The 19,272-nt window shown below is 69.8% G+C and carries 11 protein-coding genes and 1 pseudogene; 11 read left to right on the top strand and 1 reads right to left on the bottom strand.

What is annotated here, in order from left to right:
- Positions 1-9: 9 nt before the first annotated feature.
- Positions 10-1,302: a type VI secretion system-associated FHA domain protein gene (locus WME89_RS32335; RefSeq protein WP_438003520.1), complete on the bottom strand. Its 1,293-nt coding sequence runs from the start codon at positions 1,300-1,302 to the stop codon at positions 10-12.
- A 185-nt stretch (positions 1,303-1,487) separates the two neighbouring features.
- On the opposite strand from WME89_RS32335, the gene WME89_RS32330 reads away from it, so the two are divergent.
- The 11 genes and pseudogenes from WME89_RS32330 to WME89_RS32280 all read left to right on the top strand — a co-directional run bounded on the left by WME89_RS32330 (position 1,488) and on the right by WME89_RS32280 (position 19,135).
- Positions 1,488-3,368 (top strand): transglycosylase SLT domain-containing protein, encoded by a 1,881-nt coding sequence (locus WME89_RS32330; RefSeq protein WP_438003519.1) that lies wholly within the window; start codon positions 1,488-1,490, stop codon positions 3,366-3,368.
- Positions 3,369-3,405: 37 nt separating this feature from the next.
- Complete coding sequence (gene tssH, locus WME89_RS32325; protein WP_438003518.1) at positions 3,406-6,111, top strand: type VI secretion system ATPase TssH; 2,706 nt, start codon at positions 3,406-3,408, stop codon at positions 6,109-6,111.
- A 258-nt stretch (positions 6,112-6,369) separates the two neighbouring features.
- Positions 6,370-6,984 carry a type VI secretion system lipoprotein TssJ gene (gene tssJ, locus WME89_RS32320; RefSeq protein WP_438003517.1) on the top strand — a complete coding sequence of 205 codons (615 nt, stop codon included), beginning with the start codon at positions 6,370-6,372 and terminating at the stop codon, positions 6,982-6,984.
- Between the two features lie 174 nt (positions 6,985-7,158).
- Entirely contained in the window at positions 7,159-8,520 is a 1,362-nt protein-coding gene (gene tssK, locus WME89_RS32315; RefSeq protein ID WP_438003516.1) for a type VI secretion system baseplate subunit TssK, read from the top strand.
- 34 nt (positions 8,521-8,554) lie between these two features.
- Positions 8,555-9,232, top strand: a complete 678-nt coding sequence (locus tag WME89_RS32310; protein WP_438003515.1) for a DotU family type IV/VI secretion system protein — start codon at positions 8,555-8,557, stop codon at positions 9,230-9,232.
- Positions 9,233-9,274: 42 nt separating this feature from the next.
- Positions 9,275-12,988: a type VI secretion system membrane subunit TssM gene (gene tssM / locus WME89_RS32305; protein WP_438003514.1), complete on the top strand. Its 3,714-nt coding sequence runs from the start codon at positions 9,275-9,277 to the stop codon at positions 12,986-12,988.
- Between the two features lie 549 nt (positions 12,989-13,537).
- Positions 13,538-14,533 (top strand): type VI secretion system-associated protein TagF, encoded by a 996-nt coding sequence (gene tagF / locus WME89_RS32300; RefSeq protein ID WP_438003513.1) that lies wholly within the window; start codon positions 13,538-13,540, stop codon positions 14,531-14,533.
- A gap of 102 nt (positions 14,534-14,635) precedes the next feature.
- Complete coding sequence (gene tssA, locus WME89_RS32295) at positions 14,636-16,333, top strand: type VI secretion system protein TssA (protein ID WP_438003512.1); 1,698 nt, start codon at positions 14,636-14,638, stop codon at positions 16,331-16,333.
- 112 nt (positions 16,334-16,445) lie between these two features.
- A complete protein-coding gene (tssB, locus tag WME89_RS32290) occupies positions 16,446-16,937 on the top strand; it encodes a type VI secretion system contractile sheath small subunit (protein WP_436622864.1) in 492 nt (163 codons plus the stop codon).
- 3 nt (positions 16,938-16,940) lie between these two features.
- Positions 16,941-18,457 (top strand): annotated as a pseudogene (gene tssC / locus WME89_RS32285) (type VI secretion system contractile sheath large subunit).
- Positions 18,458-18,544: 87 nt separating this feature from the next.
- Complete coding sequence (locus WME89_RS32280; protein ID WP_438003511.1) at positions 18,545-19,135, top strand: TIGR00730 family Rossman fold protein; 591 nt, start codon at positions 18,545-18,547, stop codon at positions 19,133-19,135.
- Positions 19,136-19,272 lie beyond the last annotated feature (137 nt).

The following is a 19,272-nucleotide window of genomic DNA, read 5'->3' as shown; positions in this document are numbered from 1 at the left end:
CGAGGGGCGCTACCGTTTGTTCGGATTCCCAGAGACGGGGAAGCGGACGATGCTCCGGCCTCCCGGCTCGCCGGATGACACGTAGTCCTCTGCGGCGGTCGCAGCGTACGCCCGGTAGAACTGCTCGCCAAATATTTCCCGAAACGTCTCCTTGTCCTCGCCCGAGTAGTCGCCGTGGCGGCGCTCGTACAGCCGCCAGAGCTCCTCGTACTTGTTCGAGAACAGCCCGCCTTTCTTGCCCTCGCGCTCGAGCTTCTCCTCGAGCGTCTTCGGCGCGAGCTTCACGAGCAGCGACCGGACGCCCCCCATGACGCCGCTCAGGAGCGCCATCTGGTGGCTCATCACGTCCGCGAAGATCTCCTGCAGCTGGCGCGCGGTGTCCGCGCCGCCCTCGGGCGTGAGCAGCACCGTGCCGAGCTCCTTCGCGTCCCCCGCGGTCGCGACCCTGTCGGTCTCCGCGGAGCGATCGCGGGCGAGCACCTCGGCCTCGAACGTCTGGTAGCCGTCGCGCAGGCTGACGAAGCACTTCAGGAAGACCTCCATCGTGTCGCGGAGCCGCCGCGCGAAGTTGACGATGCCCGCGACGTCGTCCGGGGGCTTCGTGCCGGGCGCGAGCGCGCTCGCCAGCTCGGAGAGCGCCGCGAACGCAGCGTTCGCCGGGGCCAGCTCGCCGAGCGTGCGGTAATCGACGCCGTAGTACTGAGAGATCTTCTGGAAGTCCCGCTCCGCGAGCACGCTCGGGTGCTCCTCGCCCAGCCGGCGCAGGTAGCTCTGGCGCGCGTCGGGCGGGAGGCGCGCGAGGTGATCCCAGATCATCCGGTAGACCGCGGCCCACGCAGTCCGGTACGCCTCCAGGTAAGGGACCACCTGACGGAGGTACGGGTCCTCGCCGCCCGGAGCGGCGCGCTTGTGCGGCGTGAGCAGGGCGGAGAGGTTCTCGCCGCCCGTGCCGAGCAGCGTGCCGTCGCTCGGGCTCTCGGCCTTCAGCGGCGCCTCGATGATCGCGAGCCGGATCTGGATCGGGCCGATCGTGATCTCCGGCTGGTGGCTCACGTCCACCGAGGTGTCGCGCGCCAGCCGGTGCCCGGCGAACATCGTCCCGTTCGTGGAGCCGAGGTCGCGCACGAGGATCCGGCGATCCCGGACGTCCACCGCCGCGTGGAACTGGGAGATGTACGGCCGGTCGATGTGAAGATCGTTCAGCTGGTTCCTGCCGATCCGGACAGGGAAGCGCTCGAACGAAGCGTCGAAGCTTTGGTTGGCCTGGGTGTCGGACACGCGGGCCGAGAGCGCCGCCGGCATGGGTGCAGACTAGCAGACCCTCTCCACCGCACGGGAGTGCCTGACGTCCTCCATCCGAACCGGTCGTCCGCCGGCACGCGCCCGGCCACCGATCCGCAACGCCCGGCGCTCGCCCACACGGGTCGGTTCGTGGGTTTGTTGGTTTGTTGACCTGGTTGCCTACATGGTGCGACTTTAAACCACACATGAGCCTCGTCCATAAGATCCCTCCCATGGTCTCGGCCCTGGCGTTTGGCTACGGGGTCGGGATGGCGGCGCCCCAGTCGGCGATCTCGTCGGTCCAGTCGGCGGTGTCGACCTACCAGACGGACGGAGCGCGGACCATGGCGCCGGTCACGGCTGCGGCGCTCGTCGCCGCGCCGCCGCTGTACGCGCCGCCGACGCGCGGGATCGAGGCGCCGTCGGCGCGCGGGATCGAGGCGCTGGCGGGCGAGTCGCGGGAGCTGTCGCGGCTGCGCGACGCCGCGGGGCGCGACGCGCGGGAGGGCGCCTCCTGCGAGCTGGATCGGCCGAGCTACTCGCGGCCGCCGCGCGCGTTCTCCGCCGAGGGCAGCTACGCCGACGACGTGGACGACCTCGACTCGGCCGGCGCCGAGGCGCTCTCGAAGCTGCAGCTGCCGGACCTCCGGCTCGCCGTCTCGCGCCGCACCCTCAAGTACGTCCGGTTCTTCACGCGCACCGACCGCGGGCGGCAGATGTTCGAGACGTGGCTGAAGCGCAGCGGGCGCTACCAGGAGATGATCCAGTCCGAGCTCAGGGACCGGCGGCTGCCGGAAGATCTCATCTGGGTGGCCATGATCGAGAGCGGCTTCGATCCGAGGGCGAAGTCGCCGGCCGGCGCCGTCGGGCTCTGGCAGTTCATGCCCGCCACCGGGGAGGTCTACGGGCTCCAGCGGACGCGGCACCTGGACCAGCGGAAGAACCCGCGCCTCGCCACGCAGGCGGCCGCCCACCACCTGCGCGATCTCTACATGCGCTTCGGCAGCTGGGACCTCGCGCTCGCGGCCTACAACATGGGCTACGAGCAGCTGCTCGACCGCATCGATCGGTACGGCACGTCCGACTTCAACGAGCTGGCGCGCCAGGAGGCGATCCCGTCGGAGACGGCGGCCTACGTGCCGAAGATCGGGGCGGTGGCGATCGTGGCGAACAACCTGGAGCGGTTCGGGTTCGACCAGGTCGAGGTGAGCCGGCCGGTCGACGCCGCCGAGATCGCGGCGCCCCCGGGGACGCCGCTCAAGACGCTGGCGAAGGCGGCGGGCGTCGCGACCTCGACGCTGCGGAAGCTGAACCCCGACATCCTCGGGGACCGCGTGCCGCCCGGCCGGGGGGACTTCCTGGTGATGCTCCCGTCGGACACGCTGGCGCGGGCGCAGGCGGCGCTGCCCGCGATGCTCTCCACGGAGCAGCTCGCGACGGACGACGCGTCGGTCCTCGATCCGGTCGACCTGCTCGGCGGGCGCGACTTCATGCCGCGGAAGCGGGGCGGTGACGACGAGAGCCTGCTCTCGCTGCTCCCGAAGCCGGCGCGGAAGCGGGCGGTGGAAGCGGAGGCGGATGACGACGCCGGGCGCGCGTACGGCAAGCGGCGCTCGATGCGCGATCCCGTGGCCGTGTCGTCGGCCGACGACGGCGCGGAGGGCCCGCTCGACGACGACGCAGGCGACGCGCCGCTGCGCCCGCGGCCCGCGCGCGGGCGGTCCGCGCGCGAGGTGATGCTCTACCGCGTCGGTCCAGGCGACACGCTGATCGGCGTGGCCCGGCAGTTCGTGATCGACGTCGACGACGTCGCGCGCGATAACGGCATTGATGCGGACCAGAAGCTCCGCGTCGGTGCCCTGCTGAAGCTGCGGATACGGCCCGACATGGTGGACCGCGCCTCCGCCGGGGAGGCGCGCGCCGCGCAAGCGAAGGACGACAGGGCCCCGGGCGACGCGTCGCCGGCGGCGCGCGGCGACGCGGCCCGCGGCGGGGCCAAGCCGCCAGCGAGGGAGCGTGGAGAGGCCGGCGGCGCCGAGAGCCGCGCCCCGGAGACCGCGGAGAAGAAGCGCAAGGGGCGCGGCTGACGACGGCGCTTTCGGACGAGGGCGCGCCTCGGCTAGCATGCCGCACATGCAGCTCGTCGACACCAAGGCCATCGTCAAGCGACTAACCAAGAACTGCACTTCAGCCCTCGAGGCGGCGATTGGCCAGTGTGTCAACGCGCGCCACTACGAGGTCACGCTCGAGCACCTGCTCCTCGCGCTGCTCGATGACGCGAACTCCGACATCGCGTTTCTCGTATCTCACTATGATCTCGACCCGTCGCACCTCCGCGCCGCGCTCCAGCGCAGCCTGGAAGAGCTGAGGAAGGGCAACGCCGGGAGGCCGGTGCTCTCGCCGACGATGCTCGAGTGGATGCAGGACGCCTATCTCGTCGGATCCATGGAGTACGGCTACCAGCGGGTGCGGAGCGGCGTGCTCTTCCAGCGCCTCGTCCAGCAGCCGACCCGCTACTCGGTGAGCAGCATCGGCGCTTACCTCGAGGGCATCTCGAAAGACGACCTCAAGAACAACCTCTCCAAGATCGTCTCTGGCTCGAAGGAGGAGGCCGAGGCCGCCGCGGCGTCGGCGGGCGGGGGCGCGCCCGGGGCCGGGAAGCTGCCGGCAGGGATGGCGAGCGCCGGGCCCGACTCCGCGCTGGCGAAGTTCTGCGTCGACTACACCGGCAAGGCGCGCGCGGGGCAGATCGACCCGATCTTCGGCCGCGAGCGGGAGATCCGGCAGGTCATCGACATCCTCGCGCGGCGCCGCAAGAATAACCCGATCATCGTCGGCGACGCGGGCGTCGGGAAGACGGCGCTCGTCGAGGGGCTCGCGCTGCTCATCGTCGAGAGCACGCCGGAGAACCCGAAGGTGCCGCCGCTCCTGCAAGGGGTCGACATCCTCGGGCTCGACATGGGGCTGCTCCAGGCGGGCGCCGGCGTGAAGGGCGAGTTCGAGAACCGCCTGAAGGGCGTGATCTCCGAGGTGAAGGGGTCGCCGAAGCCGATCATCCTCTTCATCGACGAGGCGCACACGCTCATCGGCGCGGGCGGCCAGCAGGGCGGCGGCGACGCGGCCAACCTGCTCAAGCCGGCGCTCGCCCGCGGCGAGCTCCGGACGATCGCGGCCACGACGTGGAGCGAGTACAAGAAGTACTTCGAGAAGGACGCGGCGCTGGAGCGGCGGTTCCAGCCGGTCAAGGTCGACGAGCCGAGCGAGCCGGCGGCCGTCGTCATGCTCCGCGGCCTCCGGCCGAAGTTCGAGCAGGCCCACAACGTCATCATCCAGGACGAGGCGGTGACCGCGGCCGTGCGGCTGTCGGCGCGCTACCTCACCGGCAGGCAGCTGCCGGACAAGGCGGTCGACCTGCTCGACACCTGCGCCGCGCGGGTGAAGGTCGCCCTGCAGCAGCGGCCCGCCGCGGTCGAGGACGCCGAGGTCCTCATCGTGAACACCGAGACCGAGCTCAAGGCGCTCGAGCGGGATCGCGACAAGGGCGTGCACATCGACCAGGAGCGGGTCGGCGAGCTGAAGGACAGGCTCGCCAACGCGAAGGCCGAGCTCGAGTCGGTGCGCGCCGCGTACGCGAAGGAGACGGCGGGCACGCAGCGGGTCATCGACGCCCGCAAGAAGATGGACGAGGCCAAGACGAACGAGGATCGCGACGCCGCCCGCCGCGAGGTGGTGAAGGCCCTCGACGAGCTCAAGCAGAGCCAGGGCGAGGTGCCGCTGATCCGGCCGGACGTCGACGAGGCCATGGTCGCGAGCGTCGTCGCCGCGTGGACGGGCATCCCCGTCGGCAAGATGGTCCAGGACGACGTGAAGGCGCTCCTCGAGATGGAGGACCGGCTGACCCGGCGGATCAAGGGGCAGACGCACGGCATCGTCACCATCTCCAAGGAGCTCCGGAGCGCGCGCGCCGGCCTGAAGCCGCTGAGCACCCCGCAGGGCGTGTTCCTGCTCGTGGGGCCGAGCGGCGTCGGCAAGACGGAGACCGCGCTCGGGATCGCCGACCTCATGTTCGGCGGCGAGCGGATGATGACGGTCATCAACATGTCCGAGTTCCAGGAGAAGCACACGGTCTCCCGGCTGATCGGCTCGCCCCCGGGCTACGTCGGCTACGGCGAGGGCGGTATGCTCACCGAGGCTGTGCGCCAGCGGCCCTACACGGTCGTGCTCCTCGACGAGGTCGAGAAGGCCGACCCCGACGTGCTGAACCTGTTCTACCAGGTGTTCGACAAGGGCATGCTGAGCGACGGCGAGGGGCGGCTCGTCGACTTCAAGAACACGGTCATCATCCTGACGAGCAACCTCGCGACCGACAAGATCACGAACATGACGATCGCGGCGCGCGAGGAGGACCCGGCGCGGCGGCTCGACGCGGACGGCGAGTTCATCAAGGAGGTCGTCGAGGCGATCAAGCCGACGCTCTCGGCGCACTTCAAGCCGGCGCTGCTCGCCCGCATGACGACGGTGCCGTACCTGCCGATCTCGCCCGACGCGCTCGGCGACATCACCCGGCTCAAGCTCGACGCCCTCGTCGACCGCCTGCGCAAGAGCCAGCGCATCGAGGCGTCGTACTCGGACGCGCTCGTGGAAACGATCGCGGCGCGCTGCACCGAGGTCGACACGGGCGCGCGCAACATCGACCACATCCTCCGGGCGTCGCTCCTGCCGCAGCTCTCGGTCGCCGTCCTCGAGAAGATGGCGGAGGGGGCGCTCCCGAAGCGGCTCCAGATCGGGGTCGACGCCGAGAAGAACTTCACGATCGCCTTCTCCGACTGATCGACCGCGCTCGCGCACCGAAAGTTGTACGGGCCGCGAGACTCCGCATAAATTGGGTGGAGCATGGTCGCGTTCGCCAAGCTCCGACAGCGTTCGATGTGGATCGGGGAGCCCCGTCCGCCCTCTCCTGAAGGGGAGGGCGCGGCGCGCCGGCCAGCGCCGCGGCGTGGACCGGCGCCGCGGCGTGGGCCGGCGTCGCTCCTCCGCGGGGCGCCCCTCGCGCGGGCGGCCGCCGCCGCCGCCGCGGCGCTCCTCGCCGTGGGTTTCGGTGCCGCCGTGCCCGCCGCGATCGCGGGCTGCACGTCCGCCGCGCCGCCGCCCGCGGCGCCCGAGCCGTGCGACGTCCAGATCGTGACGCTCTCGATCTACGCGTCCGACAACATCAACCCCAACGAGAACGGGAACCCGAGGCCCGTCGTCGTGCGGCTCTACCAGCTGAAGAGCAGCGCGCGCATGGAGAACGCGACGTACGATCAGATCCTGCTCAGGGACAAGGAGACGCTCGAGGACGACCTCGCCAAGGTCGACGAGGTCGAGGTCTTCCCGAACGACCTCGTCGAGGTGAAGTTCGAGCGGATCCCCGACGCGAGCCACCTCGTCGGCGCCGCCTTGTTCCACAGCCCGAAGGGCAGCAGCTGGAAGACGTTCTACGAGTTCCCGCTCCCGCCCGGAGAGGCGCAGTGCGGCGGGCGCGAGTCCGACGCGGGGCCGCCGGTGGCCGACCCGCGCGTCGCGTTCTTCATCGACTCGACCAAGATCGACAACGGGGTCGAGTTCGACGAGTCGATGTTCCCCAACGCGAGCGCGGTGCGCCGGCTCAGCCTGCCGAAGAGGGCGGCATCGCCGGAGGCGCCCGCCTCGACGGGGAAGTAGGGCCATGGAGCGCCCCGGTCGTGCTGGAATCAGTCGTCGCAGCGGTGCTCGAGGCGGCCCCGCGACGAGCGGCTCGACGCGGCGTCTGCGCTCCCCGCGACGTCTGTGCTCCCCGCGCCCGGCCAGCTTTCGCGCCGCGGCGCGCGGCACATCTGATAAGACTGGACGGGCGACATGATCCACCCGCGTAAGCCTGTCTGGACCGAGGGGCTCTTCATGACCCCTCAGCATCTACAGCAGTCGGACCTGTACCACGAGACGCTGCTCCACGCGCGCCTCCACGCCGTCGTGGGCTACGACTGGGGCATCACCGCCGCGCAGTTCGATGAGCGCGCGCTCTCAGCCGGCCAGTTCAAGGTGGTCAAATGTCACGGCGTCTTCCCCGACGGGACGCCGTTCTTCATCGGCGATCGCGGCGAGGACCAGGTCGAGGCGCGCCCGCTCGAGGGCGCCTTCCCGGCCGCGCTGGAGGCGCTCGACGTCTTCCTCGGGATCCCGAACCTGCGCGAGACAGCGGCGAACATCAGCCTGGACCCGGCCAAGGCGGGGCCGGCCCAGCGCTTCGTGGCGTCCCAGACCACGGTCGCGGACGTGAACTCCGGGCGCAACGACACCTCGGTCACCTGGGCGCGCACCAACCTGCGGCTCATCTTCGGCACCGAGCCGCGCGACGCCTACCAGACCGTGCGGATCGCGCAGCTCATGCGCGACCGCGCCGGCGCGATCGTCCTCCGGAAGAGCTTCATCCCGTCGGTCCTCCGCATCAACACGTCGGACCACATCATGTCCGGCCTCCGGCGGGTGCTCTCGGCCCTGGTCGGCAAGCAGAAGTCGCTCGTCGAAGGGCGGCGCATGCGCACCGCGGCCTCGGTCGACTTCCAGGCCTCCGATCTCACGAAGTTCTGGCTGCTCCACACCCTGAACTCGTACATCCCCATCGTGTCGCACCTCGTCGACCACGGCGGCGCGCACCCGGAGCAGTGCTTCATCGTCATCGGGTCGCTCATCGGCGAGCTCTGCACCTTCTCCTCGAGAGACAGCGACCCCACGACGATCCCCAAGTTCAACTACCTCGAGCTCGAGGGCGTCCTGGATCCGATGTTCGACCGGGCGGTCACGCTGATCAGCGAGATCGTCACGGATCAGTTCCTCATCGTGCCGCTGGAGAAGCGCGAGGACGGCATGTACCTCGGCAGGTTCGACGACCCGAAGGTGCCGCGCACCCACGAGATGTTCCTGGAGGCGAAGGGCGCGGACGAGGGCACGCTGCGCGAGCGGCTCCCGCGCCTGCTCAAGATCGGCTCGTGGACGCAGATCGGGCACATCCTGCACTCCGCGACGCCGGGCGTGAACGTCGCCATCGAGTACCGGCCGCCGGGCGCGATCCCGGTCCGGCCGGGGCTCGTCTACCTCCGCGTCAACCAGGCCGGCGATTACTGGAACGATATCCTCGGCTCTGGCACGATCGCCATCTACCAGCCGATCGAACCGCAGAAGGTCGATCTCCGGCTGATCGCGGTCCCGGCAGGGAAGTGACCGTGCCGGGACACCCCTTCCGGGTGAGGAGCCCATGAGCCTCTCGCAGACGATGTACTTTGTTTGCTCCGACGTGCTCTCGCTGATCCTGCAGCTCAGGAACTCGCGCGATCTTCCGGCGCCGGACATCCTCCAGCGGCGCGTGCTCGGCCTGTTCGACACGATGATGCAGAACGGGCGGGAGGCACGCATCCCCGAGCAGGACATGATCGACGCGAAGTTCGCGCTCGCGGCCTTCGCCGACGAGGTGATCTTCAACTCGAACTGGCCGGGCAGGACGCAGTGGCTCCAGAACCCGCTGCAGTTCCAGTTCTTCCAGCTGAACACGGCCGGCGACGGGTTCTTCGCGAACCTCGACAACCTCTACGGCCAGCGCGGCAGGAACCACGTCGCGCAGATCTACTTCCTCTGCTTGGCCCTCGGCTTCCAGGGGAAATATCGTCTGCGCCAGCAGGAGGGCCTCGGCGCCGTCGTCGAGGGCGTGGGCAACTACGTCGCCGTCAGCGAAGGCGGCGGGGACGTCCTCGCGCCGAACGCGGAGCGCAAGGACGGAGGCGCCGGCGCGGTGCGCCGCGAGCTGCCCTATCTGGCGATCGCGCTCGGCCTGCTCGTGCTGGCCGTCCTCGTGGTCATCGTGCTCCGGCTCGTCGTGGCCTCGGACGCGGAGGGCGTCGCCGACCAGATCAAGAAGCTGATCAGCACAGGGACCTAGGCGGCTCCGCCCGTCCTCTGCTGTTCCCGAGGGAGACTTCCGATGTGGCTGTGGATCCTGAGCGCCCTGTTCCTCACCGCCGTGTGGGGAGTGTGGTTCATGCTGCGCCCCGGGGCAGGGGAGGGGGCCGAGGCGTTCCCGATCGAGATCCCGCTCGTGGCGACGGCCGCCGTCGTCGCGCTGCTCGTGGGGCTCGCGATCTACCGGCGCATCCGCGCGGCGCGCGCCGCGCGGGCGCTCGAGAAGGCGATCGCGCAGCAGGCGCAGGAGCAGGTGATCAACGCGAAGCCCGAGCGGCGCGCGGAGATCCAGGAGCTGAACCGGCAGATGCAGGAGGGCATCGCCGCCCTCAAGGCCTCGAAGCTCGGCGGGGGCAAGCGCGGCGCTGACGCGCTCTACGTCCTGCCCTGGTACGTGATGGTCGGCCCGCCCGGCGCCGGCAAGACCACCGCGCTCCGGCACTCGGGGCTCGTGTTCCCGTACATCGACCCGGAGCGCACCGGCGTGCGCGGCGTCGGCGGCACCAGGAACTGCGAGTGGTGGTTCACGAACGAGGCGATCCTCCTCGACACCGCCGGCCGGTACACGACGGAGAGCGACGACCACGACGAGTGGATGGCGTTCCTCGAGATGCTGCTCCAGTACCGCGAGCACAAGCCGCTGAACGGCGTCATCGTCGCGGTGAGCCTGAGCGAGCTGCTCGACGCGAGCGACGACCAGATCGACCAGACCGGCAAGAAGATCCGCGCGCGCATCGACGAGATGCAGCAGACGCTGCACATGGTCCTGCCCGTCTACGTGCTCTTCACGAAGAGCGACCTCGTGGCGGGCTTCACCGAGTACTTCGGCGACCTGAAGAAGAGCGAGCGCGCGCAGCCGTGGGGCGCCACGGTGCGGCTCGACGAGAACAAGGACGAGCCCGGCAAGATCTTCGACCGCGAGTTCGACGTCCTCGTCGAGAAGCTCCACGCGCGGCTGACGAAGCGCCTCATCGGCGAGCGCAACCGCGAGGTGAAGGAGCGGAGCTACCAGTTCCCGCTCGAGTTCGCGGCGGTGAAGCGGAACCTCTCGGACTTCATCGCGTCGGCGTTCGCGCCCGGCGCCGGCGCCGCGCCCACGCCGGTCCTGCGCGGGTTCTACTTCACGAGCGGCGTCCAGGAGGGGCGGCCGCTCGATCGCGTGGTCGGGGCGATGGGGCGGGCGTTCGGGCTGCGCGCGGCGCTCGGCGAGGGCGAGGAGGACGCCGCGCTCCCGAAGGAGTCGAAGAGCTTCTTCCTGCACGACGTCTTCACGAACGTCGTCTTCCCCGATCAGGATCTCGCGGCGCGCACCGAGGCCGAGCTCCGGCGGCGCCGGCTCCAGCGGATCCTCGTCGCGGCGGCGGCGGCGCTCGTCGCGCTCCTGTTCCTCCTCCCGGCGGTGATCTCGTACTTCAACAACCGGGAGCTCGTCGCCGAGACGCGGCGCATCTCGGACGAGATCGCGTTCGTGGACTGGTCCGGGAGGAGCGGCGGGCCGCCGAACGTGCCGGCGAACATCGACAAGCTCGACAAGCTGCAGGAGCACGTGGGGCTGCTCGACCGCTACGTCGAGAACACGCCGCTCGACCACGGCTGGTTCATGTTCCAGGGGGACAAGCTCTTCCCGCCGACGATGGCGCAGTACATCAAGAGCTTGAAGCAGGGGTTCGTCGGCCCGGCGAAGGCGCAGCTCGAGGCGAAGCTCGAGCGGGTGCGCGAGGGAGAGTTCCTCGACGGCTACAACGCCCTGCGCAGCTACCTCCTGCTCGGCAAGGAACACCAGGGGTACATGGACGACCAGGCGGCGCGGTGGCAGACCGGGCGGCTGGTCCAGGTCTGGGCCGACGTCCTGAAGCCCTGGACCGACCTGCCCGAGGCCGACCTCAAGGAGCGGCTCACGCCGCACGTCGCCTATTACATCGACCTCGTGAGGCGGAACAAGCTGGAGGCCGAGGAGCTGAACCAGCCCCTCATCGACAGGGCGCGCGCGGACCTCCTGCGGGTCGATCCGACGAAGCGCTACTACGACCAGTTCGTCACGAAGCTGATCGACCAGAAATACGACGAGTCAGGGCCGAACACGCCGGAGAACCTGAAGTACCCGCCGGTGTCCCTCAACGAGATGTTCGCGGACCGGTCCGATGTGCTGACCGTCATCCACAGCGCGCAGAAGAACCGGGGCGGGACCTGGTTCGAGGTGCAGGGGCCCTACACGGCCAAGGGGCACGCGCAGGTGATCGAGTCGCTCAAGGAGGGGAGGAAGGAGCTCGAGCGCGAGCTGTGGGTGCTCCCCCTGTCGAACGTCGAGAAGCGGACGGGCGATCAGATCCAGAAGGAGCTCGACCGCGTCCGGCAGGACTACGACAACGCGTACATCGCGCAGTGGGAGGCGTTCTTCCGCGACATCCAGGTCGACGTGCCGCAGACGAACCGGGAGGCGATCCACGAGTTCAGGGTGCTCTCCACGCCCGACTGGCCCTACCGGCGGCTGCTCCAGCGGCTCTCGGACGAGACGCAGTTCGCGAAGGACGAGAAGCCGAACGTGCTGACCGCGGACGGCGGCCTGATCGACCAGGCCAAGAACATGATCCAGCAGCGGGTCGATCGGCGGACCGGCGTGCGGAGCGGCACGCTCCTCCCGAGCGACCAGCGGCGCGAGCACTACGACCCGGTGCCCGACAAGTTCGAGTCGATGGCCGCCTTCGGGGTGCCGCCAGCGCAGACGCAAGAGGGGCAGCCCCCGCCGCCGGCGCCCAAGCTCAACCAGTACGTCGGCCACCTCGAGCGGCTCGCCGGGGAGATGAGCGTCGTCGAGGACGGGCCGCCGGACACGGACACGGCGAGGGCCACGGAGGCGTTCCAGGACGCGGTGAAGGAGACCGAGGGGCTCCTGCTCTCGATGGACCAGACCGGGCAGCGGCTGATGGAGCCGCTGCTCATGAACCCCCTCCGGCAGGCGTACAAGGCGGTCGTGCGGCGCGCCGGCGGCGCGGCGAGCGGGATCTGGGAGGTCGAGGTCTGGCCGCACTACCGCGACAAGATCAAGGACCGCTACCCGTTCAACCTGGCCTCGTCGCGGGACGCCTCGCTCGAGGACGCGATGACGTTCTTCAAGCCGAAGGACGGGGTGCTCTGGGGCTTCTACGAGACGTACCTCAAGGGCTTCCACTACCAGGTCGGGCACGAGTACTTCCCGAAGTCGCACCTGGCGGGGCAGCCGCAGGCGGCGAAGCCGTTCACGCCGTTCAACCCGAACCTGTACAACTGCCTGAGGCGCTCGAACGAGATCACCGACGCGCTCTTCGGCAGCGGCGGGGAGGCCAAGGTCGTCTTCCACATCAACATGAAGACGGTCAGCCCCATCGTGAGCGAGGTGGTCTTCGAGGTCGACGGCCAGAAGAGGCTCTATCGCAACGAGAAGGAGTTCTGGCACACCTTCAACTGGCCCGGAGAGGGCCAGAAAGGCGCGAGGATCCAGGTGCGCGGCGCGGGCGGGCTCGACGAAGAGCTGGTGCGCGAAGGGCCGTGGGGGATCTTCCGCCTGTTCGAGGCCGGGACGACGACCGCGCAGAAAGACAACGACGAGCTCTTCACGGTCACGTGGCAGATGACCGCACCTCCCGTGACGGTGACCATGGAGATCCGACCGACCCGCGGGAACCACCCGTTCCCGTCGAGCTTCTTCCGGGCCACCAACTGCCCGGCCAGCATCGGGGATCGCTTCGGCAAGGGGTGAGATCCGAGCAGCAACGGAGCCAGCGGGGGAGGGGGTGTCGTGCGGGGGGCCGGCGGGGCCCCCTCCCGCGAACTCGCGCCTCTTGGTGGCTAGTGCCGTGAGGACGGGGAGACTCGGGCTATGAGGGGGACGCTGCGGTGCGGGCCGGCGCTCGGGTTCGCGGGGCCCTACCCCGCCGGCCCCCCGCACGACACCCCCTCCCCCGCTGGCTCTTTGTGACGGAATGAGGGGGAAAGGGGGCGATCCGGCTTGAGAACGATCCGGGTTGCGATCTTCAGAACCCCATCCTTTCAAGGGTGAGACGGGTGGGGAGGGGGGACCGCGCGCGGGGGGCGGCGGGGTAGGGCCCCGCGAACCCGAGCGCCGGCCCGCATCGAAGCGAGTCGCTCCTGATCTCGACCCATCCGTACGTGAGGCACTAGCCACCAAGAGGCGCGAGTTCGCGGGAGGGGGCCCCGCCGCCCCCCGCGCGCGGTCCCCCCTCCCCACCCGGCTCCGTCGCCACCCGTCGCCATCGCCGGGAAGGTGGTAGCGCTGGGTGAGCGGTTCGTGGTTCACTCCCTGGCCGTCATGTTCTGGCGCCGCAAGAAGGGCCCTGCCGCTCCGCCGCAGATCGGCTGCTTCGGCAAGCTGCCCGCCACGGGCGATTTCATCCGGCTGAACGCCGGCGGAGAAGAGCTCGCCGCCTTCGATCGCTGGCTCGGCGCGGCCATCGATTTCGCCCGGCGCGCCATGGGCCCCCATTTCGACGCGCACTACCAGACGTCGCTGGGGCTCTTCGTCTTCCACGGCGATCCAAAGGGCGACGAGCCGCCCGCCCGCGGGCTCGTGGGCGCCTGGGCCGCGAGCGGCGACAACGCTGGCCGGCTCTACCCGATCGTCGTGTTCGGCTCGTACGATTACGACCAGCTCGTCTCGGCCGGAGCGTCGCTCCCCATCACCCTGTTCCCGCTCCTCGCCGCCGCCCACGACGCCGCGACGAGCGGCCGGCACATGCCCGTCGACGCCTTCCTCCACCGCGTCTCCCAGATCACCCCGCCGTCGCTCGACGACGCCGAGACGTCGTACGCCAACTACCGCGCATGGCTGAAGACCCAGCCGATGAAGGCGCTCTGGGACGCAGGCTTCGGCACGGACGCGAGCCGCTTCTGGGTGCTGCAGAACATCCTCGAGTCGGTGACGCCATTCCGCGGACAGGAGCTCCCGAGGACAGGGCTCGCGCTCAGGCTGCCGCTCGGCGCAGGCGACGCCTACGCCGCCGCCGTGTGGATGGACATGACCCTCCGCCTGTCGAAGTGGGGACGCACGCTGATGAACGCGTTCTGGACGCCGCAACGCACCCTGCTCCTCCACCTCGGTCCCCCCCACGTGGGCTCGTTCCGCGAGATGATCGCGCCCACCACCCAGGCCGAGCACATCGCCGACCTCTGCGGGCCCCCGCCGGTCGAGGAGCACGTTTCACGACACGCGCTCGGGCCAGAGCTCGACGCGCTCGTCGCGCGGACCGACCTGTCGCTCGATAGCTTCCTCGAGGCGCTCGGCTGACCGATGCCCGCGCGCCGACCCCCGACCGAACGCGTCCGCCGCCTCCACCGCCGCTCCGATTCGCCGTCCACGCCCGGGACGTCTTGATATCCTGCGCGACCCATGGCCGCTGAAGACGCGATCAACCAATCGAAAGCGCGCATCGAGGCGCTGTTCGCGCCCATCAACGGAGGCGTCGGCGCCGACGTCACGTACGACGAAGCGTTCGAGGCGCTCAAGAACGAGGTCGATAAGCTGCAGTCGCTCGCGGGCGGCAAGGTCGACTGGGGGCGCATCGCGAGCGGCGCCGACGAGATCCTGAGCGAGAAGTCCAAGGACTTCCGCGTCGCCCTCTACTACGCGGCGGCGAAGGCGCAGCTCGACAAGCTCCCCGGCCTGCTCGACGGGCTCGTGCTCGTGCAGGAGCTGACCAGCGCGTTCTGGGACACCATGTACCCCGCGATCAAGCGGCCCAAGGCGCGCGGCAACCTGTGCGCCTGGTACGGAGACATCGCGGCAGGGACGCTCGCCGGCCACGCGCCCTCCGCCGCCGAGCGCGACGTGGTGAACGCCATCGACCAGGTGAGCCGCGCCGTCGACGTCGACCTCGCCGACAGGCTCGGCGACGCCTACGGCGGGCTCGGCCCGCTCCGCAACGCGATCCGGAGCCTCGTCACCAGCCTGCCCGCGGAGGCGCCGCCGCCGCCGCCCCCTCCGCCGCCGCCGCCGCCCCCTCCGCCGCCGCCGCCGAAGGCCGAGCCGCCGAAGGCCGCCGAGGTGGCGATCGTGCAGGCGCCGGCGGTCACGGCGGTGGTCGTCACCCCGCCGCCGGCCGCGACGGCGATCGTCGCCACGGCGGACCCGGCGCTCAGCGTCGAGGCGATCGTCGACGAGGACTCCGCGCTCACCGCCCTCGGCCGCTGCGCGCCGCTCATCGCGCGCGCGGGCGACGCGCTCCGGATCGCGGATCCGAAGCGCGCGGCCGCGTACCGCGTCCTCCGGGTCGGGCTCTGGGTCGATCTCCTCGACGACCCCGGCGCCTCGTCCCAGAACGGCACGACCGCCATCCCGCCGCCGCCCGAGCACGTGCTGCAGACGCTCCCGGCGCTCACGAGCCAGGGGGCGTTCACCGAGCTCTTGCCGGTCGCCGACGAGTACGCGCAGAACTACCCCCTCTGGCTCGACCCGCACCGCTACGCGGCGAACGCGCTCGAGCAGCTCGGCGAGGACTACGCCGAGGCGCGGCGGGCCGTGCTCGTCGAGGTCGGCGCCCTGGTGCTCCGCGCGCCGCTCTTGCCAGGCCTCAAGTTCAGGGACGGCACGCCGTTCGCGGACGACGAGACGCAGGCGTGGCTCTCGACCGAGGTGGCGGCCGTCCTCGGCGGCGGCGGCGGCGGCGGCGCCCCGGCGAAGCCGAGGAGCTACCTCGACAAGCCGCTCTCCGAGGCCCGCGGGCTCGTCGCCAACCAGCAGCCCATCGACGCGATGGTGCTCCTCGAGAAGGCAGCGGCCGCCGCTCCGTCGGCGCTGGACCGCTTCCGCGTGAAGCTCGCCATGGCGCAGATCAACATCGAGCTGTCCCAGTTCGTCCTGGCGCGCGCGCAGCTCGAGGCGCTGGAGCAGATCGTCGACCACCACCGACTCACCACCTGGCAGCCGGATCTCTGCGCGGAGGTCTACGCCGCGCTCCACACATGCTACCGGGTGCTGAACCAGGGCTACGAGGCGTCCCCCGAGGCGAAGGCGAAGGAAGCGCTCTGCTTCGAGCGCGTCTGCCAGCTCGACGCTGCGCTCGCCCTGAAACTTTCGCTGGAGGCCTGAGGAGGCGGATGCGCGTCGCGCCGAGAAGCTTGCCCGGTGGACGGGGGTTTTGGTCTATGCTCGTGCGGCCTGCGGGCGCTCCGCCCGCTGCTGACGGGGAAAGGAGCCTGCGATGAAAGAGGGATCGGTCGCGCCGAAGGAGCGCGTGAACATCACGTACAAGCCGGCCACGGGGAACGCGAAGGAGGATGTCGAGCTGCCGCTGAAGCTCCTGATGCTCGGCGACTACACGCAGCGGCCGGATCCGCGGCCCCTCGAGGACCGCAAGCCGATCAACGTGGACAAGGACAACTTCCAGAAGGTCATGAGCGAGCAGAAGCTCGCGCTCTCCTTCAACGTGAAGGACGTCCTCTCCGAGAAGGAGAACAGCGAGCTCACGGTCAACCTCAAGTTCCGCCGGCTGAGCGACATGGAGCCCGAGGCGATCGCGACCCAGGTGCCGGAGCTCAAGAAGCTGCTCGACCTGCGCGCCGCCCTGACGGCCCTCAAGGGCCCGCTCGGGAACGAGAAGGCGTTTCGCAACAAGATCCAGCAGATCCTGAGCGACCCGGCCCAGCGCAACAAGATCGTCAGCGAGCTCGGGCTCGACAAGGAAGGGGAGTGAGCGATGGCGACAGAGACACAGGTCGCGGGGAGCGCAGGCGTCCAGACCCTCGAGGGAGGGTCCCTGCTCGACGAGATCCTCGCCGAGACGAAGATGACGCCCGGCGATGAGGGGTACGAGATCGCCAAGAGGGGCGTGCAGGCCTTCATCTCGGAGCTCGTCGCCCCGCGGCGCGAGGGCGAGAAGGTCGACAAGGCCTTCGTCGACGCGCTGATCGCGGAGATCGACGTCAAGCTCTCGCGGCAGATCGACGAGATCCTCCACAACCCGAGCTTCCAGAAGCTCGAGTCCGCCTGGCGCGGCCTCAAGTTCGTCATCGACCGCTGCGATTTTCGCGAGAACATCAAGGTCGAGATGCTCAACTGCTCCAAGGAGGACCTCCTCGCCGATTTCGAGGACGCCCCCGAGGTGCCGAAGAGCGGCCTGTACAAGCTCGTCTACTCGGCGGAGTTCGGCCAGTTCGGCGGCAAGCCGGTCGGCGCGATCATCGCGAACTACGACTTCGGGCCGGGGCCTCAGGACATCGCGCTCCTCCAGAAGTGCGCCGCGGTCGCGACGATGTCGCACGCGCCCTTCATCGCCGCGGCCGGCCCGCAGTTCTTCGGCCTGAAGGACTTCGGGGGGCTGCCGAACCTGAAGGACCTGAAGTCGCTCTTCGAGGGGCCGCAGTACACGAAGTGGAACGCGTTCCGCGAGACCGAGGACGCGCGCTACGTCGGGCTCGTGATGCCGCGCTTCCTCCTCCGCCTGCCGTTCGGCGCCAACACCGTCCCGGTGAAGGCGTTCAACTACGAGGAGGACGTGGTCGGCCGGCACGACGCGTACTGCTGGGGCAACGCGACGTACGCGTTCGCCACGCGGCTCGCCGACAGCTTCGCCAAGTACCGCTGGTGTCCGAACATCATCGGCCCGCAGGCGGGCGGCACGGTGGAGAACCTGCCCCTCCACCAGTACGAGGCGATGGGCGAGATCCAGACGAACAGTACGAGGCGATGGGCGAGATCCAGACGAAGGTGCCGACCGAGATCCTGCTCACCGAGCGGCGCGAGTTCGAGCTCTCCGAGGAGGGCTTCATCGGGCTCACGTTCCGCAAGGACTCGGACAACGCCTGCTTCTTCTCGGCCAACTCCACGCAGAAGCCCAAGTTCTACGGGCAGAGCGAGGAGGGCAGGGCGGCCGAGATGAACTACCGGCTCGGGACGCAGCTGCCGTACATGTTCATCATGTGCCGCATCGCGCACTACCTGAAGGTGCTGCAGCGCGAGCAGATCGGGACGTGGAAGGAGCGCGCCGATCTCGAGAAGGAGCTGAACGACTGGATCGGCCAGTACGTCGCCGATCAGGACGTCGTGTCGGCGGCGACCCGCGGGCGCAGGCCGCTCCGCAAGGCGAAGATCATCGTCACCGAGGTGCCGGGCAACGCCGGCTGGTACAAGGTCGACATGCAGGTGCGCCCGCACTTCAAGTACATGGGCGCGTTCTTCACGCTCAGCCTCGTCGGCAAGCTCGACAAGGAGTGAGCGGCCGGACAGGGCACCTCGCCGCGCGCGGGGTGCCCCCCGGATCGCCGCTGGAACGAGCCCGCCCGCCGGCGTAGGCTCGGACTCATGAGGACACTCTCGAGGATCTGCGTTTACTGCGGGTCGAGCCCCGGCGCGTCGCCGGCCTACCGCGAGGCGGCCGTGCGGCTGGGGGAGCTCCTCGCGGCGCGAGGGATCGGGCTCGTTTACGGGGGAGGCCGCGTGGGGCTCATGGGCGCGGTCGCCGACGCGGTGCTCGCGCGCGGCGGGGAGGTGACCGGCGTGATCCCCCACTTCCTCAACCAGCGCGAGATCGAGCACCGGGGGCTCACGGAGCTCCACGTGGTCGAGACCATGCACGAGCGCAAGGCGAAGATGGCCGCGCTGTCCGACGCCTTCATCGCCCTGCCAGGGGGCATCGGGACGCTGGAGGAGCTCTTCGAGATCTGGACATGGACGCAGCTCGGCTCCCAGGAGAAGCCGGTCGGGCTCCTCGACGTCCAGGGGTATTACCGCCCGCTCATCGTGTTCCTGGATCACGTCGTGTCCGAGCAGTTCATGAAGCCGGGCCACCGCGCCATGCTGCAGGTGGCCGACGACCCGGTGGCCCTCCTGGAGCACCTCGCCGCCTGGCGACCCAGCGCCGAGTACAAGTGGATGATGCCCGGGGAGAGATAGCGGGGCGCGGCGCCCTCCAGGGCGCCAGGAGCGCTGTGCATTCCGTCGAGGCGAGTCTTTTTCTCTCCTCATGAGCGTCCGGCCGAAAGAGCCAGTTTGCTCATGTGATCTCACTCACGGGTGCAGCGCGACACCAG

Origin of the sequence: Sorangium sp. So ce321, assembly GCF_051530195.1 — a bacterium.
Lineage (GTDB): Bacteria > Myxococcota_A > Polyangia > Polyangiales > Polyangiaceae > Sorangium.
The sequence above is the reverse complement of the archived record's forward strand: the minus strand, read 5'-3'. Positions and strand labels throughout refer to the sequence as shown.